The organism is Chitinophaga sp. sic0106, from assembly GCF_019219075.1.
Classification (GTDB): Bacteria; Bacteroidota; Bacteroidia; order Chitinophagales; family Chitinophagaceae; genus Chitinophaga.
The window spans coordinates 184,162-208,067 of the sequence record NZ_JAHUWJ010000012.1; the positions used below are offsets into that span (position 1 = coordinate 184,162).

Here is a 23,906-nt window from a genome sequence, read left to right on the forward strand (position 1 = left end):
TCGCTAATTATCTGTAACCAGATTACAATTTCACCAACTTCACAAACGCCATTTTCCCTTCCTGATTCACCCAGGCAAAATAAATACCTTTAGGCAAATCACCTCCAAACCTGATCTGCTGACCAGCTGCAAATTGCAGCTGCTTCACCGGCCGGCCGTAAAAGTCCGTGACCTGGATCAGTACCGACTTATTGCCTGTGGTCATATTCAGCACAAACTCCGTCGTGGTTGGGTTGGGGTAAGCGGAAACTATCAGCTGCGGTGCTTTGTCACCCGCCTGTTCCGCCTGTTCACCGTAGTTACACGGTACCGCTATCGTAGACCAGGTAGCTATCTCCCTAAACTCATCCGACAAGGTAATAGCTACTGACTGTGCTGCGACTCCTGCGGTATCACGCAGTGCAAATGGTGTACCTAGTGAGAATACCGGCGCACCTGAAGCCGCAGGCGTATATTTCTCCAAGGTACTATAGCCGTTACCGTTAGTACCATTGTACCACACCTGGATGCCATAGGTACCGTTGCCACCTGCCTTACGTGCGGAAAGTTTCAGCTGTAGCTGATCTTCGGGCGTATAAGCGATACTGTCGCTCTGGATCGGGATCACAAACGGCTGTGCACTTGCCAACGTTTTACCTTTCAGCTGTTGCTGTAACAGAGTACCGGTACCTACGAGGTTACCGTTGAGGTACAACTCCGCCTCGAGATCAGCCATACGCCCAATGGAGGAATTGTTGCTAGTACCGGCATACACGGTTACGTTACCTATCTTGCTTTTACGAAGACCTACCTCCACCAGTTGCTGCGCGGTGGCGGTATTACCGGCGCTGTCGGTGGCGGTCCATACTACAACCGTTTTTCCGAGTGGAAATGCTGAAGGGGCGTCGTTTACAACGGAAGTAATACCGCTTCTGTCGGTAGCCACAGGGGTGGTGAGCTGCACCCTGGCGGTAGCCACACCGGTATCATTGAGTACATAAATACTGTCTGGGGTTGCAATTGCAGGCGCTGTTGTATCCGGGTATACCAACAACACCGGGCGTAGGTGCGCATCCGTTACCTCGCGGGCGCTAAAAGTTCCGTCGTTGGTTTGGCCTGATACGGAGGACTGGATCGCTAACGAAAGTACTTTATCACCCGAAAGCTCCTGCAACAGCGGATCACTGAGGTCCCACTCTGCATAGCCGGAACGCTTGCCTTGTACACTTGCCAGCAGGGAATCCGCTGCAGGACGGTTGTTCCAGGTGATAGCGGATTCTGTCCAGCCATCGTTGCCTAATTTCCAGATCTGCCATTGTGTGCCAGTGGCGGCGGTGCCGGCGCCCACGATGTTTAAACGCAGCTTAGCCGTACTTACATTTGTGAGTTGACTGAGATCAAATTTTACAAAACTGATCCTGCTGAAGCTGGCGTTACCATCTTTTTTCACCACCAGCGTAGTGGCGTTACCGTAGTTATTGGCGGCATAGCTGCCATCGCGCACATAAGCATCGGCAATAGCAAAGGTACCACCGGCAACAGTGGCCACAGCAGCCGATACCGCCGTATCCCCATTGCTATAGATCAGTTTTGCGTAAAGGTTGTGCGTGCCCGCGGTAGGTTGCCAGTTATAGTTGTACGGTGCAGTGGTGGCTTCACCGGCTTTAATACTATCAGCATAATACTCCACGCGCTGAATACCGGTGGTGCCGGCGATGTTTACTGTAACCGGCACCGTAGCACCGGTAGCAAATGCAGCACCATCGGCAGGACTGGTAATACTAATCGCCTTCATACTGATGTTTACCGGTTCAGAAACGACGGTAGCATTAGCAGTAGTGGCTTTGACGGTGAGGGTATAGTTACCGGGAGGAACGTTCGCCCACGCGAAAGTGTACGGTGCTACACTATCTTCTCCCAATTTATTATTACCGGCATAAAACTCCACATGGGTCACCTTCGCAGGTCCGTTGGCGGTAGCGTTTACAAACACGGTATCACCGGCGCCATAGGTGGCATTGGCAACGGGCGTGGTAATGCTGGCTACCAGGTCATCCCGGAGGGTGGCCGGATCTACCGGTGGCTGCGGAAGGCCAAGGGCATCCAGCTCGTCGTATACCGACTGGCTCACATTCAGCCCCCAGTTTTTGAAGAAGCTGCCGAGGTTATAGCCGCTGATCTGGCTGGCATAGGTCATAAATAACCGCATCTCCGCTTCGTCACCGCTGGGTGCGGGCGCTTCATCGCGGTTACGTTTATGCAGCGTGTGATAGAAGCTATCGCCGTAAGCCAGCCACAACTGGTGGAACATCCCCAGGCGCACAAACAGCGCCGTGCTGCTGGCATTAAAATTCTTTGCGGACTGTGGCTGTGCGAGGTAAGCAAAAATGTTGTTCCAGTCGCTCGCGCCTATACCCGGCTGATCGGGATGAATCGCCCGTTTGGCGGCCAGACTATAAATATTCACGCATACTTCGATGCAGGTGGACCAGGTCCAGCTGGAATGCTGGTGGTGATGTCCTATTTCGTGGAATACACCCCATCCCCCACTGTTAAGGATATACGAAGGCGTGAGCAGCCAGTTGATGCTGCCGGTAGGGATTCGCACCCGCCCCAGGGAGGTGGCATCCGGGTTGCCGCTGGCCTTTTCCAGCAACATCAGCTTGTTCTTCAGAAAAGGAGCATGCGTGGGTGTGCTGTTGTCGAGCCCGGAGATATCGCCCTCCGCCTGCATCACCCGGTCCATGAGGGTAAGCAGGGTATCCTGGTTTTCGTTTTTATATTCTACGGCTTTAACGCGACTAACGACGATGAATACACGATTTGCGGACAGCGTCACATTGGGCGACACGGTATCGGCTGCCAGCATGTTCAGCCAGTCGTTATGGGTGCTGTAACCTAAAATATAAAACGGCATTTGTTCATAGCCGCTTTGAAAGGTCACTCTCACCTGGTTTGCGACCGATGGCGTATCGGAGGAATACTGCAGGTAAAGATCGCGGCCAGTAGCCGTGGTGATCGTGTTCACGCCAGCTGTAAGAGATACGGTGGTCACTGTTTGCCGGTCGTACGTGCCTATGATCAGCTTAGGCAGGTCGGTGCCACTCAGCTGCTCCACATTGATCACCAGCGGACCGGTGTTTGCGGCCCGTAGGCCGACGGGTTGGAAGTCGGCCACCTGCAAGGAAGTTTTGATACGCCTGGTTTCCCGGGCGATACTGGGTACCTGGGTGATTTCCCAGATATTGCGGGCTACCATACGAAAGGTGCTGTCGCTGCCAAGCGGTACAATGGTACCGGCAGCGGTTGTTCTGCCGGCAATTATGCATAGCAGGGCAACCAGGAGGGTAAAGGTTTTTTTCATAACAATAGTTTTCAGCGTTGATTTTGGTTCACTGTTACTTTAAAAGTACCATAGGAGCGGTAAACAGAGGCAGGTCAAAATCATCATTTACACAGGAAAAATGTTTCACGGGGTGAAATCTTAAATATTTTTCAGATATTTGCGGTCGAGAAATCTGGACCCCGATATAGTCATGTTTGTTAATCCATACTACAACTAACAGTTATTCAACCAGTTCTCCCTTTATTAAAATTTGATACCTATGAACAGAACAATTATCGTAGGCGACATCCACGGATGTTACGATGAACTCATGCAACTACTTGAACAGGTTAACCTCACCCCTGAAGATTTACTGATTTCCGTTGGCGACATTGTTGACCGCGGCAACAAATCCTTGGAGGTATACCATTACCTGCGCAATCGCCCCAATACAGTTGTATTGATGGGCAACCACGAAAGAAAGCACCTGAATGGCATCCTGAGCTATTCTCAGGAAATTGTGCGACTGCAATTTGGCGAGGAGTATCCCGGTTTTATCAGCTGGCTGAAAACACTGCCGTATTACTATATCACGCCGGAGGCAATTATCGTACATGCGGCGTTGGAAAATGGTTTGCCAATGGAGGAGCAAAAAGAAGAGGTGCTCTGCGGCACTATTTCCGGTGAGAAATACCTGGAACGCCTATACGAAGATGCGGCTGCCTGGCCGGCGCATTATACCGGCGACCGTGCCGTGGTTTTTGGCCACCGGGTGGTGGAAAAGCCGCTGCGCATCAATAATACCTGGGCGCTGGATACCGGTTGTTGCCATGGGCAGCAGCTGACCGCTATCACCCTGCCGGATATGCAGCTCCACCAGGTGCAGGCGCTCAGCAACCACTGGAAAAGTGAAATCATACGCTGGCAGCTGCCGGTGCTGGAGTCCCGCAGGTGGCGGCAAATGGAAATGAAAACCATTCGTCATCAGCTCAAAAAGCTCGATTTCGCAAATGAGCCAAAGGTAAAAGCAATTGTGGAGGCTATTGCCCGATGGTCAGGCGATTATCCGCATTTCCTGGAGCTACTCAAACAGCGCCTGGATACGGTAACTGCTGAGATAAAGGCAGCGCATCCGGACGACTTTGTGGAAGCGATACAGGAATACCCATACAAAAGTTTCCTGTTTAAAAGCGCCAAGGATTACCTGCGGCTGCACGACCTGGAAAGCTCACTGAATACCCCGGTGAAAGTGCTGGAGCTGGCTCAGCGCCTTGAACTGGAACTACCCGCATTCCCACTCTGAGGAGTTTACACTAACTTAGTGATATGATCCAGCTCCACCACATCCGGGAAATCGCTGATAGTCATCAGCCCCGCCGCATCATGCGATATGTACTTATCTATTGTAGCAGCGGGCTGGTGGATTTTTATGTAGATGGTAAGGCGCTGAAACTCTGTCCCGGCGAGGTGATCACCATTACCTCAGGGCAAATCCACCATTATTCCACTACGGAAGACGCGGAAGGGTACGTGCTGGAGTTTTCTCTGGACTTTTTTTGTAAAGACGACAATGACATTGAACTGATATTTCATAATGGGCTGTTTTGCCACTTCGACCAAAACGAGGTAATAGCAGTGGATGCAACCCTGGTGGCTGCCCAGCTGGCACTCATTCAGGAAGAACTGGCCACACAGCCCTATCAGTACCTGATATCCGTCCATAGTCGCATTACGCTGATACTGGTATCGATCAACCGCAGCAAAGTGCAACGCGGCGATGAAATATGGAAACCCGACGCCCTGTTTCTGAAATTCCTGGAAGCGGTGCGGCATAACTTCGCACACAACTATCCCATTGCCACTTTCGCGGAAATGCTGGGCACTACTGAAATCAAGCTCAATGAACTCGCAAAACTGCATGCGGGCAAAACTGCTCAGAATGTAGTGTATGGACTAATCACCTCTGAAGCCAAGCGCCTGCTGATTTATACCGACATGAGCATTAAAGAGGCTGCCTATGCACTGGGCTTTAACGATCCCTATTATTTCTCCAACTTTTTTAAGAAACAGACCCAGGTAAGTCCCAAATTGTTCAAGGAACAACACGGCCGCTAAATCTTACATCTTTTTCTAAGGATTCTCTATTTTCCTGCCTGCTCAAATGCATCAATTTTGTACCTGAAATCACCATTCAGGTTATGACTATTACACAAAACATTGCAACATTATTACTTCGTTTCGCGCTTGCAGCAGGCTTTTTATCGGCAGTAGCCAGTCGGCTGGACCTATGGGGGCAGCGCAGTTCCGGGTGGACTAACTTCGTCGCCTATACGGCGCAGGTCAATGCATTTGCCCCCGCTTCCTTTGCCCGAACGCTGGCAATCATCGCCACGCTGCTGGAAAGCGGCCTGGCCATACTACTGCTGATTGGCTTTAAGACCAGCGCAGCTGCCTATGGCAGCTGCCTGCTCACCCTGCTCTTTGCCCTGGCTATGGCCATATCATCCGGGGTCAAAGAGCCACTGGACTACTCCGTGTTTGCGGTTAGCGCCGGCGCATTATTATTAGGCACTATAGGCCACTACGCCTGGAGTGTGGACCAATTATTAACTCAATAACTTTTTGTTATGAACACAAACATGCAGGATTACATTACCAACAGTGCTGCCCGGGAATGGGCGCCCCTTATTGAAAAAGGCATTCACTACCAGGGAATCTTTGTTAAATCCCTTCGCTACGATGCAGCAAGTGGCCGGTCCAAAACGATTTTGCTGAAATTTGAACCAGGTGCGAAGTATCCCTACCATAACCATCCGGCCGGGGAAGAAATATTCGTTTTAACCGGTGAAGCCACCGTAGAAGGTACCACCCTCCAGCCAGGTGATTACCTGTATACCCCGCCAGGCTTCAAACACAGCGTATTCAGCAAAACAGGCTGTACCTTATTTTTTGTGATACCTGAAGAAGTGGAGTTACTGGATGAACCGCTGAACAAAGCAGATTGACCTCTGGAACAAACCTGTGAGGGGTGATTTGTAGTGACCTTTGTATCGTAACAAAAACACAAACAGTCATGAAAATCATCGATAAAATCTACATCAACGGACAATTTGTAACACCACACGGTTCTGAAACCTTTGACCTCATCAGCCCTGTAAACCAGGAACTGCTGGGCCGCGTTACCCTGGGTGATGAAACAGATACTATAAATGCCATTGCCGCCGCTAAAGCAGCGTTCAAAACCTTTTCGCAGACTTCCAGGGAAGAACGAATCGCCTACCTCGAAAAAATGTATGCGGCCATTGAAAAACGCAAAGAGGAAATGATCGCTACCATGATCAGGGAATATGGTGGCACACAGCAGTTTGCCAGTGGTAGCTTTGCCTACACCCTGTCCAGCATTTCCTCCAACATTGCGGTGCTCAGGGATTTCCCATTCGAACAAACATTGGGCAGCGCTACCGTGTTGCTTGAGCCAGTAGGGGTAGTAGGCATTATTACACCATGGAATGCCAGCAACAGTTTTATTGCCAATAAGCTGTCCACCGCCATAGCAGCAGGATGTACGGCTGTGATCAAGCCCAGCGAAATGAGCGCCATGCAAACACAGTTAATGATGGAAGCTTTGCATGAAGCCGGGCTGCCAGCAGGTGTATTCAATATTGTAAACGGCCTGGGAGCCGTGGTAGGCGCGGAAATAACGCGAAATACAGCTATTTCCAAAATCTCCTTCACCGGCTCCACCGCCGTAGGAAAATCTATTGCGCGGGATGGTGCTGATACCGTAAAACGCATCACACTGGAACTGGGCGGTAAATCCCCTAACATTATTATGGAAGACGCCAACTTAGCGGAAGCCATTCCTCTCTCTGTTGCAGCCGCTTTCATGAATAACGGCCAGGCATGTATTGCCGCTACCCGCCTGCTGGTACCAGCAAGCAAAATGGAAGAAGTTAAATCCCTCCTGCGTACCGCGGTGGCGAATGTGAAAGTGGGCGATCCTTCAGATCCGGCTACACAGGTAGGTCCCATGATCAGCAAAAAACAATTTGAGCGGGTGCAGGGTTATATCCAATTAGGGATAGCCGAAGGTGCTACCTTGCTCATTGGCGGTCCCGGACAACCGGCAGGCCTGGAAAAAGGTAACTTTGTGCAGCCTACCGTATTTGTGGATGTCAATAATAACATGCGTATTGCCCGGGAAGAGATTTTTGGACCCGTGTTGTCAGTGATTCCTTACCATACCCTGGAGGAAGCCATCGACATTGCCAACGACACTACATATGGATTGGCAGCCTATGTGCAGGGCACCGATATTGCCAAAGCTAAGAAAGTGGCGGCCAAACTGGAAGCAGGCCGGGTAGCGATCAATGGCTTTAAACATGATCCTATGGCCCCGTTCGGCGGATTCAAACAATCCGGGCTGGGTCGTGAGTTTGGGGTATACGGACTGGAAGCATACCTGGAACCTAAAACGATTTTGAGTTAACTTTATCCATGCGGAAGTATCTGTTCCATCTTCCGACGCCAAAGGCGCCGGAAGATGGAACTAAATAAATTAACAATGGCAGACAAATCAGAAAATAAAGGAAAAATCCTGTACAACTGTTACTTCAACAGAAGCACGGAGGGTGAGCAATTCATACAGGAACATGTGTTTACCATGCAGGTGAGCGGCACGCTTACCATCAACGATGGTAAGAAAACCTTTGTCATGAAGGAAGGAGATTTCCGGCTAAGTCGCCGAAACAAACTGGCCAAATTCGTAAAGGATATGGGGCCTGCGGGCGACTTCCGCAGTATTTCCGTATACCTGGATCAGGAATTGTTGCGTAAGATCAGCCAGGAAAAAGGATTTACGCATATACACCCCTCCCCTGTTACGGATGCGGTGATCGTTTTGAAAGACAACCCGCTTTATAAAAGCTACATGGACTCACTGCTGGTATATTTGCAGATGCCGCCGCAGGAGCAACAGGCCATCATGGACCTGAAAGTCCGCGAAGCCGTGCTGCTGCTGCTACAGGTAAACCCCGAAGTGAAAGAAATGCTGTTCGATTTTTCCGAACCAGGCAAAATAGACCTGGAGAATTTTATGGCAAAAAATTTTCGCTTTAATGTGAGCATGGGCAGATTCGCATACCTGACCGGCCGCAGTCTCAGCACCTTTAAGCGGGATTTTGAAAAGGTGTTCCACACTACTCCCAGCAAATGGTTGCTGGATAAGCGATTGGAAGAAGCACATTTCCAGATTGCCAACAAAGGCCGTACCCCTTCGGATGTGTACCTGGAAGTGGGCTTTGAGGACCTCTCTCACTTTTCGTATGCATTTAAAAATAAGTATGCTGTAAATCCTTCGGCGTTGCGTTAGTTTATTTCAAACGGGTAGCCAAACTACCAATGCCGATGGCCAGCGTATCTTCTGCCAGGGCTACTACACGGTCATTCATTTTCCCTTTTCTGACAGCAGTCTGCCGCAGGTGGAAGAAGGCATACGTGGCCACGATGGCTGCTGCTGCACCTATAGCGGCGCCTTTCCAGCTTTGCTTACCCTGGCATTCATACAAGGTGGCTCCTGCAAGCGCGCCAGCCAATCCACGTCCTATCACGCCGGCAGCAGCCGTACGATTGCCAATTCCAGGCAGTTTATCCACTATTAGCTCCCCAACTGCCATAACTCCTAGTACTTTGCCGGTGTTGCTTTTACCCATGAAGTTGAGCCTGGACAATTTGTTTTTTGAACGTTTGCCGGCATACAAACAACTAAAGGCCGGGCCAAGCGAGCTACGCATACCGGAGATAACGCCCAGGGCCAATGTTTGAAGAAGGGTTTGATTTTTCATAGACAGTGATTTATTATCAAACCCATCACAAGCATTATGCCTTATGTAGTAATCCGGTGGCGGCGCTTTTGCGCTGTGATACCGCCACTATGGTCAATGCGATTATGCCCCATATCAGCATCTGCCAGGTGGCCATGTTCCACCCGCCCAGTTTCCAGCTGAGCAGCCCGAAACCAGTGCCTATGGCGGCCCCAATAAAATAGGTGGTCATATACACGGTATTCAGCCGGCTGTGTGCATGTTCATTTAACGCATAGATGCGGGTAAAATTGGTGATCTGCGTGGCCTGCACGCCAATGTCAAGGAAGAAGATACCAGCGATGAGGATGGTCGTCGAATAGGGAAACATTTTCAACAGTACAATGCTGGCGGTCATCATACCTACCGATAGGTACAACCCTCTGATAACATTCCCTTTGTCCGCAGCCTTGCCAAATACCGGCGCTACCAGCGCTCCACCAATGGCAATGATGCCAAACAGGCCAATCTGTGCGGTGCTGTAATGAAAAGGGGCACTGCTGAGGTGAAAGGTAACCGTAGTCCAGAAAGAGCAAAATGCACCAAAGGTAAATGCGCCCAGCAGTGCCGACTGTCGAAGTACAGGATATTCTTTTATCAGGGAGAGCGTAGATTTCAGCAGCCCTCCATAGCTACCCGTATATTTAGGTGGTATCTCCGGTAAAAACATCCACAGCAGCACAATAGCGACGCACACCAGGATTGCGGAAAACAGGAATACGTACTCCCAGCCCAGCCACGCAGTAATCAGCCCGCTCAGCACTCTTGATCCCAGCATGCCGCATAAGATCCCACTGTATACTTTCCCGACTGTTTTCCCACGGTTTTCTTTGCCCAGCGCCGCTGCCATAGGTAAAATAATCTGCGCCGGCGTGGAAAACAAACCTGTAAAAAAGCTGAGGAGCAGCAGCATGGAGATCGTATGCGATGCTGCCGTTAACAACAATGTTGTACAGAGTAACAAACACATGGTAACAATCAGGCGTTTGCGGTGCAGCATATCCCCCAGAGGTACCAGCAGTAACATTCCCAGGCCATAGCCCATTTGTGCGGTCATGGACATGCGACCGATGCTGCTATCCGGCACCCGCAATGATTCCGCGATATTATGCAGGATAGGTTGATTATAATAAAGATTAGCCACAATGATCCCTCCCGACACCGCCATCACAGGGATTCCCCAGGCCTGCCGGGTGCTTTGACTCAGATTCATCTTTTTTATTTGCAAAGCTAGCAGGCAGCAAATGATTAAATTTGTACTTTCAGATTGTAAATTTGTAAAAATCGATTATGAAACGTTTTGTACAATTTGAACCGATTTTTATTCGTCACTTTACCGTTACGCAGTGGCCTTTCCCGCAGCATAACCACAATTACTATGAACTGATATTTTTTCATTCGGGCAGTGGCACACATATCCTCAACAATGTGCGTACTAAATATGAACGGAAAGCCTTGTTCCTGCTGGCACCACCGGATCATCATAAAATAAATATCAGGGAAAAAACGGAGTTCAGCGTGATCCGCTTTTTACCCATCTATCTCAGCGGGGCTGACTCCAAAGAAAAGAAAAACTGGAACCTGCTAATGGATGAGCTGATTGTAAACAGGGAGCAGCTTAGTGAAATCATTCATCATAAACGGGATCTGAAAAAGACGGAACAGCTGATCCGCATGATGGTAAAGGAATGGGAAGATGCAGCTGAGCAGCCGAATGAACTCATGGTGCATTTGTTGCGCACGATCCTGGTGCTCCTGAAGCGGCATATTTTCCGCGATACCCCCGCAAATGTGCAGCAGCAGGAAAGTGTAGCCATGCAGGTGATGCAGCATATACATGCCAACATTCAACAGCCGTCCCTGCTCACCATTGAACACATGGCGGATACGTTTCATTTGTCGGCCAGCTACCTGCGGATGTTGTTCAGGAGAGAAGTGGGTATATCCGTGAAGGAGTATATCTCTAAATATAAATATCAGCTTATAGCGGCGCGACTCAAATACAGCCAGGATTTGTTAAAGGGGATCAGTGCTGATTTTGGGTTTACAGATGTGAGTCATTTTAATAAGTTTGTGAAGGGGCAGTCGGGGCTAAACCCGAAGGATATACGAAGCCTTGAAAAAAGTTGATGGGCAATGTTTGTATTTAGGAATCCCCGTGCCTGAGGCACGGGGATTTCCAAACAGCTCAGGGCCTGCAGGCCCTGAGCTGTTTGGAAATATTATTATAACTTCTGAATCTTCTCTGTTACTTTCCCACCATTACTATTCAATTGTATGATATAGCTACCTGGTGTTAGTTGCCCTGTTTTCACGGGGACATTATGCACGCCGGCAGGCATTGTGGTATTAATAAACGTGCTGACTGGTTTTCCATTCATATCAAATAGCAGCAGGGCCACTCTTCCTGGTTTCTTCAGTTCCAGCCGGACGTTCATGGAGGCACCTACCGGGTTAGGGCTTACCACCATTTTATCTGCTGTTGGCAGGGTTGTTTTTGGGGAGATAGCCAGTGTTTGCTGGCTAGGCGATTGCAGCGTAGCGGCGGTATTTATTTTTACTTCCGTATAGCTGTTCCACGCATTCACGCTGTTGCCGTGTCCGATAATGCGGACGTACTTAGCTGCGGTGGCGGTGATATTGAAGGTTTGCAGGGCGGTGCTGGTACCGCTGCTTTGTAGTCCGGTGGCGGCGGTGGTCCAGCTGCTGCCATCCTGCGACAAGGCAATATCGAAATACGACGAACGTACGTTGCCGTTATAGAATGCGATTTGCACACCGGTAACGGTTTTCACGGTACCGAGGCAGAACTGAATCCATTGGCCATCACCAGTTGCTGACCAGCGGGTATTGAGGTCATTATCCTGGGTGTTGGCGGCTACGTTGCCATCGTCGCTGCTGGCGGTAACGGGCGTACAGGCGGGAGTGGTGATGGGTTGTTGGACGATCTGCACTTCCGTGTAGCTGTTCCAGGCATTCACATTATTGCCATGACCCACAATTCGTACATACTTTGCCGTTAGCGCGGTAAAGGAGAAGGTTTCGAGGGCGGTGCTGGTTCCGCTGCTGGTTCTGTTGGTGGCGGCGTTGGTCCAGGTGCTGCCGTTGAGCGATACCTGTACATCAAAAGACGACGTACGGGTGTTACCGTTATAGAAGGCGATTTTGACGCCGCTTACGCTGGCGGTATCGTTGAGGCAGAACTGGAGGTATTGGCCATCTCCGGAGGCGGACCAGCGGGTGTTCAGGTTGTTATCCAGGACATTGGCGGCTACGTTGCCATCATCGGAGCTGGCGGTAACGGGGGTGCAGGTGGGTGTGGTAGTACCTCCGGGGAAATCGTCTGCCGGAGATAACATGCGCTGGCGAATCCAGGTACCGGCGGGTTTCAGGCGGGCGGTGGTCCATGGGCCTGCGGAGCAGGTGCCGGTGATCCATACGGCGCCGCTGCGGAAGTCATCGGAGAAGTTCCAGTTAGTCCAGCTGATCTTTTTTCTGGCCATCAGGTCGATATACTGCTGCGTCATGGTGAAGTCGTTGGGACCGTCGCCACTGGCTTCCTGCGAGCCAAATTCGGTCACAAATACCGGCAGCCGGTCCGATGCCCAGTCCAGCTCATTGAGGTACTCCGTGCCATGATCGGCGGCGTAGAAGTGGAAGGTATACATGATATTGGAAAACGTGAGCGGGTTGCTCACGATATCCTGTGCGGAGCGGCCATCGGAAATTCCCATGGAGCCCCAGGCGTGCGTACCTACCAGGATTACCGCATCATTATCAATGGCGCGGATTACGGGAATAATCTGGTTGGCGTAAGTTTTAATAGTTGCCCAGGTAACGCCGTTGGGCTCATTACAAACATCATAGATAATGTTGTTTTTGTTTTTGTGCTGGTTGGCGATGGCGGTAAAGAATGTTTTAGCCAGTGCCAGGTTTGCGTTAGGGTCACCGGGTGTGAGCTGGTGCCAGTCCACCAGGGCATACATCCCTCTTTCCGTGGCTTCTTCTATCAGGCGGTTTACCTGTGTGGTAAAACCTGCAGGATCGGAGGCGTAGCCCCCCTCCTGCACGTACAGGGATATACGAAGTACATCCGCTCCCCAGTCGTACGCCAGCGCGTCGAGCGAGGCTTCTGTGAGACAGCTTCCCCAGCCATACCATTGTATGCCGTGGGTACTCATGCCACGCAGCTGAATAGGGTTACCATATTGGTTACAGAGTTTTAGGCCGATTACGCTTAGCTGACCATTTTTTGCTACAGGTGTTTGGGCAGAAAGGTTAAGGGCAGACAATAACAGGATGGCCATGCAAAGCCACCGATGAATGTGGAATTGTTTCATAGTACAATTTTTAGTGGGTTACAGCAATGCTGTTTGGTTGAAAAAAGGCTACATCAAAATGCTACATATCGGGAATCACAAAGCATCTCCCCTTTCCGGACAGGGGTAGATTATTAAAATTGCAATCGTTTGCATGAAGATAATTAAAAAGGTGAAAACAAAAAACGTGGGCGTAAAATTTTCTTGTGCTGGCTGCGAGGTCGTAGCAGTGAGGCCTGTAAACCCGTAATGCCGGGGCTAAATAATTCCGATATATGCATTTTCGTGTAGCTAACGCCGTTAGTGGCTAATGTGCGGGCAGTATGGCTGGCATATTAATTTCGCGTAGCTAACGCCGTAAGTGGCTAATGTGTGGGCAGTATGTCTGGCATATTAATTTCGTGTAGCCAACGCCGTAAGTGGCTAATGTGTGGGCAGTATGCCTGGCATATTTTTTTCGTGTAGGCTATCCCGTAAACCTGTAATGCTAAGCCAATCCATCTTCGTGCTGGCAACTTGCAGCGCGGAAATGTCTGAGGCTATTCGCCTATAACCAAATTAAGTAGAGCAGCATCGCGCAGCACCTTCCGATTTTCGTGTATCCGATCAAGTTAATCAGCAACACTTGCTGCTATTCGCGATCTACCCAATTTCGTGTATCCGGTCCAGTAAGTCATCCTCCTTTGTTACACAATAGTTAATCAGGGCACTCACCATATCCGCTATACGCTCCACCGGCGAACCTTCTACGGGATTGCGTTGTACCGCTATTTCCAGCGAGGCGCCGTCATAGCTGCCGAGTTCATAACGCGTACCGGTAGTACGTTTGAGGCCAGCCTCAATCACTACCGAGTCCCGGATAGCTTGCAGCAACTGCTGATAGCACGCCGCGCCCAGCTGCTCCCTGATAGTAGCCGTGTAGGTATTATCCAGCAGCCGCATATATCTCACTAACAAACTATAATTATTTTTTTCCGGGGAGATGGTAAGCATCACCGGATCGGCGTTGTCAGGGCGAATCATACAGTATACCTGGCCAGGCGCCAACCCGGCAATGCCGAAATACTGATGATGAAATGGTACACTGCCTTTATGGAGGTAATTGCTGCCCACCCGATGGAAATGACCAGCAGCCTGGATTTCCATCTCCCTACGTAAAACAAATTGCGAATAACCCTGCTGCAAATCTTCTCCTGCTTTGTAGAGGTTTGCAAATTTTTCCATGAACACATCAAAGGAGGGTATTTGATTCCATTCCATGGAACGAAGGTAGTAAAAGAATTATCAAGGCCGTACGCCGGCAACATGGCTGCGGACGCACGGCCCCGGGATTATTGTGCCATCAGTTCAGCGGTATAGGCCTGTTGATTGATTTTAATCACCCGGTGAAATATGCTTGTTAACAATATGGTAAAATCAATTCTATTTACCTATTTTTATCTTGCGTGCCATATCTTATTCTACCACTCCATGAAGTATAAATATCTTACCGACAATGAACTGTTTCAACGTGTTGCAAACGATGATGCAGCGGCCTATGAGATATTGTACAACCGCTATTGGGAATCATTATTCCTGTATGCCTACAAATGCTTACGGCTAAACGCTCCCGCCAAGGATGCCGTGCAGGACGTATTCATTGGACTATGGAAAAGACGTGGCAGCCTCGAACTCAGTGGTTCACTCCGTTCGTATTTATTTGCCGCGGTGAGATATGAAGTACTCAGCAACATCGCCGAACCGGCACTCACACCGCTGCACGACGCCCAGGCGACCATGCACCTCTCCGCCCCGGCGGATACAACTGACCGCCTCCATGAAAAAGAATTGAAACAACTGCTGGCCACCGCAGTGGAACGCCTGCCCTTCAAAATGAAACAGGTATATACGCTGAGCCGCCATCAACATAAAACCATATCCGAAATAGCCAGAGAACTATCTCTATCTGAACAAACCGTAAAAAACCAGTTATCTAAAGCCCTGGCCCGCCTGCGTGCAGAGCTGCGCGAAGCCACCCTGATACTCGCCCTTGTGCCGGGCATCATTTTCTTCTTTAACAATTAGTTAACATATCAACATGGTACTACCGTTCATTTTTTGACGCTACTATGTAGCAGATCCAATATGATGAACAACCAGCAACTGAAAAACATTGCCGCCAGATACCTGAAAGGGGAAGCGACACCGGAGGAACTACAACAGCTCGAAACGTGGTTTGCACAGGCAGACGAAATGCCCGCTAACCTCACCGCCGAAGAGTTGCGGGAAATAAAAGGGGATATGCTGGAACATATCCGCCAGGAGGCCGGCTACTCCCCTCCTGAGCTGAATGAAAGGCCGCAGCAAGGCTGGCGCATGATACGTCGTATAGCCGCTATCGTGATCATCGCTTTGGGTGCAGGTACCATGGCCTGGCTGCTAAGGCCCGCCACCATGAATAAAATGGCCGTGAAATCATCTGCCGGCATCATTTATCGTACATACATCACCGTTAGCAACGATAAAGGTGTTACCCGGAAAAGACTGCCGGATAGCTCCGTAGTAGTAATGAATAGTGGCGCAAGTTTCAAATTTGAAAACACCTTTAATAGCCATAGCCGCGAGCTGATCCTGGAAAAGGGAGAAATATTTATTGATGTAAAACAACAACCTGAAAAACCTTTTAAAGTGGTTGCCGGCAACACGATCACAACTGTACTTGGCACCTCTTTTAACCTGAAAATTGATAATGATAAAAACACAGTGAGCATTGTAGTAAAAACCGGGAAAGTAAAAGTCTCCGCTGATTCCACAAAAATGAATACAGCTACCCTGCTGTCGCCAAATGAAGGTTTGGAAATCAATACCATCACCAACGCACAGCAACAATTCCGGCAGCCTGCAACCATTTCCACGGCATGGTGTGCAGAGGAACTGGTGTTTCGCCAAAGCTCGATGGAGCACGTAGCTGCAACGCTGGAAAACCGCTATAATATTCAGATTCGCCTTATGACTGCAACAGCACAACAGTACAGGATTTCGGGAGATTTCAACAGTCACCACAATGCCGAAAGCATCCTTCAGGCAATATGCCTGGTTCATCAGTTAACATATAAAAAAAGTAACAACACTTATTTCATCTATTAACATAAAAAAATAAAACCGGTCAAGCGCCAACTTAACCGGTTCTCTTGATGCTGACACATCCATCCGTAATTCGACTTACCGGATATGGCAGCCAGTTTTTAATATTTCATAAAAACCTTTCAAATGTATGAAAAATGTAGTAAGTAATTCTACAATCCGTTACCTTATGCGTCTTAGTTTCCTGACATCATGCATGGCAGTTATCAGCTTGTCGGTCTGGGCAAAAAACCTGGAAGGACAATCGCTGCAAAAAACGGTGGCTGTTAAGACGGGCAGCTCCACGCTCACCACAGTACTTAAACAGCTGGCCCGGCAAACGCACTACCGGTTAGTGTTTGACGAGTCGGCCACTAACAGGTACCAATACACGTCACTGGAATCCTACGGCACGGCAGAAAACCTGCTCGATTCCCTTCTTGCCAACACCACCCTTGGCTACCGCGAAAAAAATGACTTGCTGATTGTATATAAGAAAGACGAACAGGAATTTGGACTGAAAGGAAAGGTAATAGACGGGGACACAAAAGAGCCACTGCTTGGCGTGACCATCGCCATCAAGGGGACCCGCAAGGGAGTAGTCACCGCGCCAGACGGCGGCTTTTCCATTGCCTCCGTTAAGCCCGGCGATATCCTCGTGGTATCCTACATCGGCTACGAAAACAAAGAGGTAGTGATCTCCGGCAACAGCTTTCTCACCATCCCCCTCGGGAGCAGCCGCTCAAAAATTAAAGATGTGGTGGTGGTTGGTTATGGCGTGCAGAAGAAAGTCAATCTCACCGGCGCCGTGGCACAGGTGGACGCGAGCGTCATTGAGAGTCGCCCGGTGGCCAACGTAGGCCAGGCCCTGCAGGGAGCGGTGCCCAACCTCAACGTCAACTTCGGTGACGGCCGCCCGGGAAGCACTGCCACCCTGAATATCCGCGGCTTCACTTCCATCTCCGGCGGTGGCCCGCTCATCCTCATCGATGGCATTCCAGGTGATATCAACACCGTGAACCCACGCGATATTGAATCGATTACCGTACTCAAAGATGCCGCCTCCGCCGCCATCTACGGGGCACGCGGCGCCTTTGGCGTAGTACTGCTCACCACCAAAAAAGGTAAGGCAGGAAAAATGCAGATCAGCTACGGCAGCAACTATAGTTGGAGCAAACAAACCACCCGCACCGACTTCATCACCAGCGGATACGACGCCGCCATGCTGAACGACGAGGCCTTTAAAATCTCCCTGGGTAAAACCTATACCGGTTATACCGATGAAGACTATGAAGAACTGCTCAAGAGAAAAACTGACCCTACCCTGCCGTCAGTAGTCATCCAGAACCGCAAGGGTAAAGACATGTACGTATACTATGGTAACACCGACTGGTGGAAAACCATGTTCCGTGACGTGATGCCATCCATGGAGCATAGCCTCAATATCAGCGGCGGCAACGATAAAATTAACTATATGGTGTCCGGTCGCGCCTACCAGAAAAAAGGTATGATGCGTATTCAACAGGATAAATACAACTCCTATAACTTCCGCGCCAAGGTAGAGGCGGAAGTAAAACCCTGGCTGGTACTGAGCAGCAACACCCAGCTTAACGCGTACGAATATACGTATCCCGGCCTCGGTGTAAACGATAACTTCGTATCCGTGAGCGTACATGCCCTACCTTCTTATGTGCCGGTAAACCCTGATGGTACCGCTACTTATCGCACAGAACTGAATAACTACACTATTGGCGATGGTATTTATGCGGACCTGCTGCATGGAAAAAGCAAAGGGGGGATGAAGCAACTGGAGCTGGTGAACAGTATTGCTGCCACTTTCAAAATTACTCCTGATATCAATATCATCGGTAATTACACCCTTACAGTGGCCAATGGCAGCAGCTTCCATCGCCAAACCGCTGCGCCATGGAGTATATACCCGGGCGTGATCAGCTACGTATATAACGATAACCTCTGGCAGCAAAACAACAACAAAACCACCAACGTGGTAAACATATACGGCAACTATAACAAGCGGGTGGGCAAACATAATCTCTCTTTCACAGCCGGTGTAAACCAGGAGCTGCAGCAATTAAGAATGCTGTACTCCCAACGTAATGATATTTTGTCGGAAGACCTGAACGAGGTAGCCCTCGGTTCCGGCGATGCTACCGTAAACAGTAACAACGAAGAACTGGCGCTGCTGGGGGCTTTTGGCCGCGCCGCCTATAGCTATGCTGATAAATACCTGGTAGAATTTAACGGGAGATATGATGGCTCCTCCAGGTTCCCTTCCAGTAGCCGCTTTGGATTCTTCCCTTCAGTATCCACCGGCTGGCGTATGTCGGAAGAAGCATTTTTCGCACCGGTAAAAAATGTAATCAGCGATATCAAATGGCGCGCTTCCTATGGTGCACTCGGTAACCAGGATGTAAAAAACAACTACTACCCTTACATCCCGCTGATGAGCATTGGCACCAATACCTATGTTACCAGCGGTAAACGTACGCAGTATGTGAGTTTGCCCACACCTATCACCGCGGACCTCACCTGGGAAAAGGTGAATTCCACCAACTTTGGTGTGGACCTCGCTTTCCTGCGCAATAAACTGAATGTAACCTTCGACTGGTACATCCGCAACACTAAAGACATGCTTACCAAAGGCATGACCCTGCCTGCGGCATATGGCGCTACCGAGCCTAAAATGAACGCGGCGGATTTACGCTCCACTGGCTGGGAAATCAATCTCGACTGGAGAAACAGCGTGACCGTAGGTCGCAAGGCACTGAATTATAATATAGGCGTTAACGTGGGTGATTTCAAAGCCGAAATCACCAAATTTGATAACCCTAACAGAATCCTGAGCGACTACTACGTAGGCAAGCAGCTGGGGGAAATCTGGGGCTATAGCATTCTGGGATATTTTGCGGATGATAAAGAGGCCGCCGACTGGAAAGTAGACCAGACGCAGGTAGGCAACAACATCTTTTCCGCACCGGGCGAATGGGGTAAGCTACGCGCCGGTGACCTGAAATTCGCTGACCTGGATAATAATGGCGCCATCAACAAAGGACAGAACACGGTGGACAAACCTGGTGACCAGCGCGTGATAGGTAATTCCCTACCACGATATACATTTGGTATCAGAGGTGGTGCGGACTGGAATGGCTTCGACTTCAGCCTGTTTTTCCAGGGCATAGGCCGCCAGCACTGGTATCCGGGCAATAACGCCGATAAATTCTGGGGACCTTTCTCCCGCCCTTATATGTCGTTTATACCGCAGGACTTCCCGGAAAAACTCTGGAGCGAAGAAAACCCGAACGCGTACTTCCCAAGACTCAGAGGGTACATTGCCCTCAATGATAACGGCTCCCTGAAAGAAAATAACGACCGCTACCTGCAAGACCTGGCTTACATCCGCCTGAAAAGCCTTATCCTGGGATATTCCCTGCCGGCATCGCTATTGCAGCACCTGAAGCTGACCCGTTGCAGGATCTACTTCAGTGGTGAAAATTTGCTCACCCTTACCAAACTGAAAAGCAAATACCTCGATCCGGAGCAGCTTTCCAGCGATCCTAACCTGGTAAGAACCGATGCTAACGGTCGCGTATATCCGTTCAGTAAAACATATGCAGTAGGTGTGGATATTTCTTTCTAATCAGTCAAAGCACAGAAAATGAAAACATTCAAAATAGTGATAATCGCGCTGCTGGCCTTGTCGCTGGGTGCATGTAAAAAATTCATGGACCGCGACCCTCTCGCAAAAATATCTCCCGATAGTTATTTTAAAACAGAAAAAGACCTGCAATTGTATGTCAACTCCATGTACACGATGGTACCTGATGCCGAGGGCGTGTATAATGAAGACCTGGATAATGTGGTAAAATCAAGTACATCAGAGTTTCTTACCGGCCGCCGGCAGATACCTGTAACCGGTGGTGGCTGGACCTGGACCGAACTCCGTAAGATCAACTACTTTATGGTGAATTATAACCGCGTACTGCCTTATAATGTGACCCGTAAATATGTAGGCGCAGCCAGATTTTTCCGCGCCTGGTTCTATTATGAGATGGTGAAAAAATTTGGTGATGTACCCTGGTACAATAAGCCGATGGAAACCAATGATCCGGAATTGCAGAAGGCCCGCGATCCACGTACGCTGATCATGGACTCCATACTCGCAGATATTGATACAGCCATTGCAAACCTCGATGGCACTAAAAATCCTGAGCAGGTAAACAAGTGGACAGCACTGGCATTGAAATCACGGATTTGCCTGTTTGAAGGTACCTTCAGAAAGTACCACCCCGAATTCAATTTGCCGGATGCCAGTAAATTTCTGCAACTGGCGGCGGATGCAGCCGACACACTCATCACCCGCGGGCCTTACCGGATTTTTACCAGCACCCCCGCAAACGCTTACCGGGAGCTGTTCACCAGCAAGGATGCGAACGGAGATGAGATCATTTTAACGAGACGATTCAGCAGTATTTTACAACTCTATCATAACGCGAACTACTATACGATTACGGCGTCATATGGTCAGCCGGGACTGGAAAAAAGTTTTGTCAACAGCTACCTGATGAAAGATGGCAGCCGCTTTACCGACCAGCCGAATTACGATAAAATGCAGTTTTTCCAGGAGTGTCAGAACCGCGATCCACGTTTGGCGCAAACCATACGCACACCGGGCTATACCAGGATTGGCAATACCAATAAGCTGGTGCCGGATTTTGGAGCATCGGTTACCGGCTATCAGCTGATTAAATATGTGACCGATGAAACGCACGACTCTTATACGAAAAACGATAACGATATGCCCATATTCCGCTATGCGGAGGTGTTGCTAAACTATGCAGAGGCGAAGGCTGAGCTGGGGCAGCTTAACCAGGGAGATATTGATAAATCCATCAAGCTGCTGCGGGATCGTGTAGGCATGCCTACGTTGGATGTGGCAGCAGCCAATGCCAACCCGGACGCCTATGAGGCCGCCCGTTATACCACTAAAAATTTAAGCGGGGCTATCCTGGAAGTCCGCCGTGAGCGCAGGATTGAGCTGGTGATGGAAAATTTCCGCTGGCATGATCTTACCCGCTGGAAAGAAGGTGCGTTGTTATCAAAACAATTCAAAGGCATGTATTTTCCGGGAGCAGGCCAGTACGATCTGGACAACGACGGCACTATTGATGTGGTGATCTACGAAGGTACCAAACCGAGTGGTCCTAAAGGGCCGGCCTATCTGAAACTTGGCACGGAGATCAGCCTGGAGAAAGGCAGTTCCGGAGGTCCTATTGTGGTGAATCCGAATATCGCCAAACAGTTTGATGAAACACGTGATTATCTCTATCCTATTCCAACACAGGAGCGTAATCTGAACAAGAACCTGACGCAGAATCCTAACTGGAAAGACGGGCTGTAGAGGCGAGCTGCGCCCGCCTCCTTGTACGAGGGGAATGGGCGCAGCGCCTCACTACAAAAGTTATTTCTTCAGCCAGCCGTTATCGCGGAGCCAGTTTTCCAGGCGGTCCATCCAGTGTTCATCCGGGTTACTGGTGTTCATGCCGAAGCCATGGCCGCCGCGCTGGTATACATGCAGCTCAGCCTTCACGCTGTTGCGGATAAGGGCGGAGTAGAAATTGATGCTGTTGGCTACCGGTACTGCTTTATCGTCCGAGGCGTGCACGAGGAAGGTAGGCGGCGTTTCCGTGGTTACCTGCAATTCGTTGCTGAATTCCTGTACTTGTGCGGCCGTAGGATTATTGCCGATGAGGTTATTGCGGGAGCCGCGGTGGGTGATGCTGTCGGCCATGGTGATCACCGGGTATACGAGCACGAGGAAATCGGGGCGCAGATTCACCTGATCACGGTTAGGGATATACGATTTTTTAAAGTGCGTGCCTGCGGTGGATGCCAGGTGCCCACCTGCGGAAGAGCCCATGAGTCCTACCCTGTTTACATCCACGTTCCATTCAGCAGCATGCTGCCTTACCAGGCGGATGGCTTGTTGGGCATCCTGCAGTGGGCCAACAGAGCGATCCCACATGGTGGTATCATTAGGCATGCGGTATTTGAGAACGATAGCGGTCACACCCATTTCATTAAGGCGTTTGGCAAAGTTGATACCTTCTTTCGTATAGGCAAGACCGGAGTAGCCACCACCTGGGCATACAACCATGGCGGCGCCGTTTGCCTTATCAGCAGGGGCTTTGAATATTTGTACGGTGGGTACTGATACCCGGGAGTAGCCGATACCGCCATCGGGCCTGTCGACCTTTACTTCGTGGTTCGGCGCCTTGCGGCTGTTGACAACCGTATCCGGGTACAGAGGATGTTCCTGCTGGGCGTAAGCTGTTAAACTAAGGCTGGTAGCCATTAATGGCAAGATAATTTTTCGCGTGATCATAACGTGTAGCTTTGTCTAACAAAGCTAGTGTTTGGATTTTAATTTTTATATAGGAGAGATATTAAAATCCGCGTCTCCTTGCTGCCTGGAAAGGGAACATAGTAAAAAGCCGCGCATGGCAGGCCACGCGCGACTTTCAACACAATGCATTTACATCTCCCCAGATATTTTTGCCCGCAAGCTCCCCTGCAACGGTGGAGATATAATCCGCCACTGCCTGTGGCTGGGAAATATGTAATGCGTGACTGGCTTTGAGTTCAATCGTTTTAGTATTGGAGCGGGTATACATGTTTCGCTGAATATCCGGCAGTATGCTTTTATCCTCCGTAGCGATGATGCCATAGGTGGGCTTATGTCGCCATGCCGCGGCGGTGATGGGCGTTACAAAGCACTGTGCATAGAAGGCGCCCTGGGAAGCATAAAGGAAGTCGGCATCAGCCTTTGGGATGTCCGCACAGAAGCCGGCATGAAATGTTTCTTTGGCGTAGTACACAATCCCTTTTTCATTGGGTGGCTGGATGCCGTTTTCAGGCGCCGGAGGAGCGGAACGGAACCACTGCAGGGCGGATTCAGCCGTGTCCGGCTGAAAAGCCGCGATGTATACCAATCCGGCTACGTTAGGATGGTTACCAGCTTCCGTGATCACGGCGCCTCCCCAGGAGTGGCCGGCAAGAATCGTAGGGCCGTCCTGGTTATCCAATACTACCGTGGTAGCGGTGGCATCGTTTTGCAGGGAGGTGAGCGGATTTTGGACGATGGTAACGTTAAAACCCTGGCTGGTTAGGATATCATAAATGCCACGGTATCCGGAGCCATCGCTGAAAGCGCCATGGACCAGGACAATGTTTTTGATAGCAGTCATATTTTTGTGTATGATGGGTTAAATATGGATTTCAAATTAAATACAATTCTTACCG

At 49.9% G+C, this 23,906-nt stretch carries 18 protein-coding genes; 11 read left to right on the forward strand and 7 right to left on the reverse strand.

All coding sequences use genetic code 11. From position 1 onward, the window contains the following. Window positions 1–22 precede the first annotated feature (22 nt). Entirely contained in the window at window positions 23–3,343 is a 3,321-nt protein-coding gene (locus KW844_RS18500) for a M60 family metallopeptidase (protein ID WP_218378259.1), read from the reverse strand. Between the two features lie 241 nt (window positions 3,344–3,584). Between KW844_RS18500 and KW844_RS18505 the strand changes: the two genes are divergently transcribed. The 6 genes from KW844_RS18505 to KW844_RS18530 all read left to right on the forward strand — a co-directional run bounded on the left by KW844_RS18505 (window position 3,585) and on the right by KW844_RS18530 (window position 8,675). Continuing rightward, window positions 3,585–4,607 (forward strand): metallophosphoesterase, encoded by a 1,023-nt coding sequence (locus tag KW844_RS18505; protein WP_218378260.1) that lies wholly within the window; start codon window positions 3,585–3,587, stop codon window positions 4,605–4,607. 23 nt (window positions 4,608–4,630) lie between these two features. Next, window positions 4,631–5,419, forward strand: a complete 789-nt coding sequence (locus KW844_RS18510; RefSeq protein WP_218378261.1) for an AraC family transcriptional regulator — start codon at window positions 4,631–4,633, stop codon at window positions 5,417–5,419. Window positions 5,420–5,502: 83 nt separating this feature from the next. After that, a complete protein-coding gene (locus KW844_RS18515; protein ID WP_218378262.1) occupies window positions 5,503–5,922 on the forward strand; it encodes a DoxX protein in 420 nt (139 codons plus the stop codon). Between the two features lie 9 nt (window positions 5,923–5,931). Further along, window positions 5,932–6,309: a cupin domain-containing protein gene (locus KW844_RS18520; RefSeq protein WP_218378263.1), complete on the forward strand. Its 378-nt coding sequence runs from the start codon at window positions 5,932–5,934 to the stop codon at window positions 6,307–6,309. Window positions 6,310–6,377: 68 nt separating this feature from the next. Continuing rightward, window positions 6,378–7,793, forward strand: coding sequence for an aldehyde dehydrogenase family protein (locus KW844_RS18525; protein ID WP_218378264.1), 1,416 nt, complete (start codon window positions 6,378–6,380; stop codon window positions 7,791–7,793). Between the two features lie 75 nt (window positions 7,794–7,868). Further along, window positions 7,869–8,675, forward strand: coding sequence for an AraC family transcriptional regulator (locus KW844_RS18530; protein ID WP_218378265.1), 807 nt, complete (start codon window positions 7,869–7,871; stop codon window positions 8,673–8,675). A gap of 1 nt (window position 8,676) precedes the next feature. Here KW844_RS18530 and KW844_RS18535 read toward each other — a convergent pair whose 3' ends face one another. Beyond that, entirely contained in the window at window positions 8,677–9,147 is a 471-nt protein-coding gene (locus KW844_RS18535) for a DUF4126 family protein (protein ID WP_218378266.1), read from the reverse strand. A 34-nt stretch (window positions 9,148–9,181) separates the two neighbouring features. Beyond that, window positions 9,182–10,378, reverse strand: coding sequence for an MFS transporter (locus KW844_RS18540; protein WP_218378267.1), 1,197 nt, complete (start codon window positions 10,376–10,378; stop codon window positions 9,182–9,184). Between the two features lie 77 nt (window positions 10,379–10,455). On the opposite strand from KW844_RS18540, the gene KW844_RS18545 reads away from it, so the two are divergent. Then, complete coding sequence (locus KW844_RS18545) at window positions 10,456–11,295, forward strand: AraC family transcriptional regulator (RefSeq protein WP_218378268.1); 840 nt, start codon at window positions 10,456–10,458, stop codon at window positions 11,293–11,295. Window positions 11,296–11,390: 95 nt separating this feature from the next. Here KW844_RS18545 and KW844_RS18550 read toward each other — a convergent pair whose 3' ends face one another. Further along, the gene (locus tag KW844_RS18550; protein WP_218378269.1) at window positions 11,391–13,505 is read right to left on the reverse strand and encodes a cellulase family glycosylhydrolase; all 2,115 of its coding nucleotides are present in this window, start codon (window positions 13,503–13,505) and stop codon (window positions 11,391–11,393) included. 621 nt (window positions 13,506–14,126) lie between these two features. Beyond that, window positions 14,127–14,744, reverse strand: coding sequence for a hypothetical protein (locus KW844_RS18555; RefSeq protein ID WP_218378270.1), 618 nt, complete (start codon window positions 14,742–14,744; stop codon window positions 14,127–14,129). A gap of 210 nt (window positions 14,745–14,954) precedes the next feature. Between KW844_RS18555 and KW844_RS18560 the strand changes: the two genes are divergently transcribed. The 4 genes from KW844_RS18560 (at window position 14,955) to KW844_RS18575 (ending at window position 22,005) form a co-directional block, all read left to right on the forward strand. Next, window positions 14,955–15,548: an RNA polymerase sigma factor gene (locus tag KW844_RS18560; RefSeq protein ID WP_218378271.1), complete on the forward strand. Its 594-nt coding sequence runs from the start codon at window positions 14,955–14,957 to the stop codon at window positions 15,546–15,548. 60 nt (window positions 15,549–15,608) lie between these two features. After that, complete coding sequence (locus KW844_RS18565) at window positions 15,609–16,610, forward strand: FecR family protein (RefSeq protein ID WP_218378272.1); 1,002 nt, start codon at window positions 15,609–15,611, stop codon at window positions 16,608–16,610. Window positions 16,611–16,737: 127 nt separating this feature from the next. After that, window positions 16,738–20,244: a TonB-dependent receptor gene (locus tag KW844_RS18570; protein WP_218378273.1), complete on the forward strand. Its 3,507-nt coding sequence runs from the start codon at window positions 16,738–16,740 to the stop codon at window positions 20,242–20,244. Between the two features lie 18 nt (window positions 20,245–20,262). Next, a complete protein-coding gene (locus KW844_RS18575) occupies window positions 20,263–22,005 on the forward strand; it encodes a RagB/SusD family nutrient uptake outer membrane protein (RefSeq protein ID WP_218378274.1) in 1,743 nt (580 codons plus the stop codon). A 60-nt stretch (window positions 22,006–22,065) separates the two neighbouring features. Here the strand turns inward: KW844_RS18575 and KW844_RS18580 are convergent, their stop codons facing one another. Beyond that, entirely contained in the window at window positions 22,066–22,989 is a 924-nt protein-coding gene (locus KW844_RS18580; protein ID WP_218378275.1) for an alpha/beta hydrolase, read from the reverse strand. Between the two features lie 136 nt (window positions 22,990–23,125). Beyond that, entirely contained in the window at window positions 23,126–23,851 is a 726-nt protein-coding gene (locus KW844_RS18585) for an alpha/beta hydrolase (protein WP_218378276.1), read from the reverse strand. Window positions 23,852–23,906: the final 55 nt, after the last annotated feature.

Bases quoted from the DNA above. Each gene is read 5' to 3' on its own strand.
- KW844_RS18500 (WP_218378259.1), bottom strand. From the start codon at position 3,343: ATGAAAAAAACCTTTACCCTCCTGGTTGCCCTGCTATGCATAATTGCC.
- KW844_RS18505 (WP_218378260.1), top strand. From the start codon at position 3,585: ATGAACAGAACAATTATCGTAGGCGACATCCACGGATGTTACGATGAA.
- KW844_RS18510 (WP_218378261.1), top strand. From the start codon at position 4,631: ATGATCCAGCTCCACCACATCCGGGAAATCGCTGATAGTCATCAGCCC.
- KW844_RS18515 (WP_218378262.1), top strand. From the start codon at position 5,503: ATGACTATTACACAAAACATTGCAACATTATTACTTCGTTTCGCGCTT.
- KW844_RS18520 (WP_218378263.1), top strand. From the start codon at position 5,932: ATGAACACAAACATGCAGGATTACATTACCAACAGTGCTGCCCGGGAA.
- KW844_RS18525 (WP_218378264.1), top strand. From the start codon at position 6,378: ATGAAAATCATCGATAAAATCTACATCAACGGACAATTTGTAACACCA.
- KW844_RS18530 (WP_218378265.1), top strand. From the start codon at position 7,869: ATGGCAGACAAATCAGAAAATAAAGGAAAAATCCTGTACAACTGTTAC.
- KW844_RS18535 (WP_218378266.1), bottom strand. From the start codon at position 9,147: ATGAAAAATCAAACCCTTCTTCAAACATTGGCCCTGGGCGTTATCTCC.
- KW844_RS18540 (WP_218378267.1), bottom strand. From the start codon at position 10,378: ATGAATCTGAGTCAAAGCACCCGGCAGGCCTGGGGAATCCCTGTGATG.
- KW844_RS18545 (WP_218378268.1), top strand. From the start codon at position 10,456: ATGAAACGTTTTGTACAATTTGAACCGATTTTTATTCGTCACTTTACC.
- KW844_RS18550 (WP_218378269.1), bottom strand. From the start codon at position 13,505: ATGAAACAATTCCACATTCATCGGTGGCTTTGCATGGCCATCCTGTTA.
- KW844_RS18555 (WP_218378270.1), bottom strand. From the start codon at position 14,744: ATGGAATGGAATCAAATACCCTCCTTTGATGTGTTCATGGAAAAATTT.
- KW844_RS18560 (WP_218378271.1), top strand. From the start codon at position 14,955: ATGAAGTATAAATATCTTACCGACAATGAACTGTTTCAACGTGTTGCA.
- KW844_RS18565 (WP_218378272.1), top strand. From the start codon at position 15,609: ATGATGAACAACCAGCAACTGAAAAACATTGCCGCCAGATACCTGAAA.
- KW844_RS18570 (WP_218378273.1), top strand. From the start codon at position 16,738: ATGAAAAATGTAGTAAGTAATTCTACAATCCGTTACCTTATGCGTCTT.
- KW844_RS18575 (WP_218378274.1), top strand. From the start codon at position 20,263: ATGAAAACATTCAAAATAGTGATAATCGCGCTGCTGGCCTTGTCGCTG.
- KW844_RS18580 (WP_218378275.1), bottom strand. From the start codon at position 22,989: ATGATCACGCGAAAAATTATCTTGCCATTAATGGCTACCAGCCTTAGT.
- KW844_RS18585 (WP_218378276.1), bottom strand. From the start codon at position 23,851: ATGACTGCTATCAAAAACATTGTCCTGGTCCATGGCGCTTTCAGCGAT.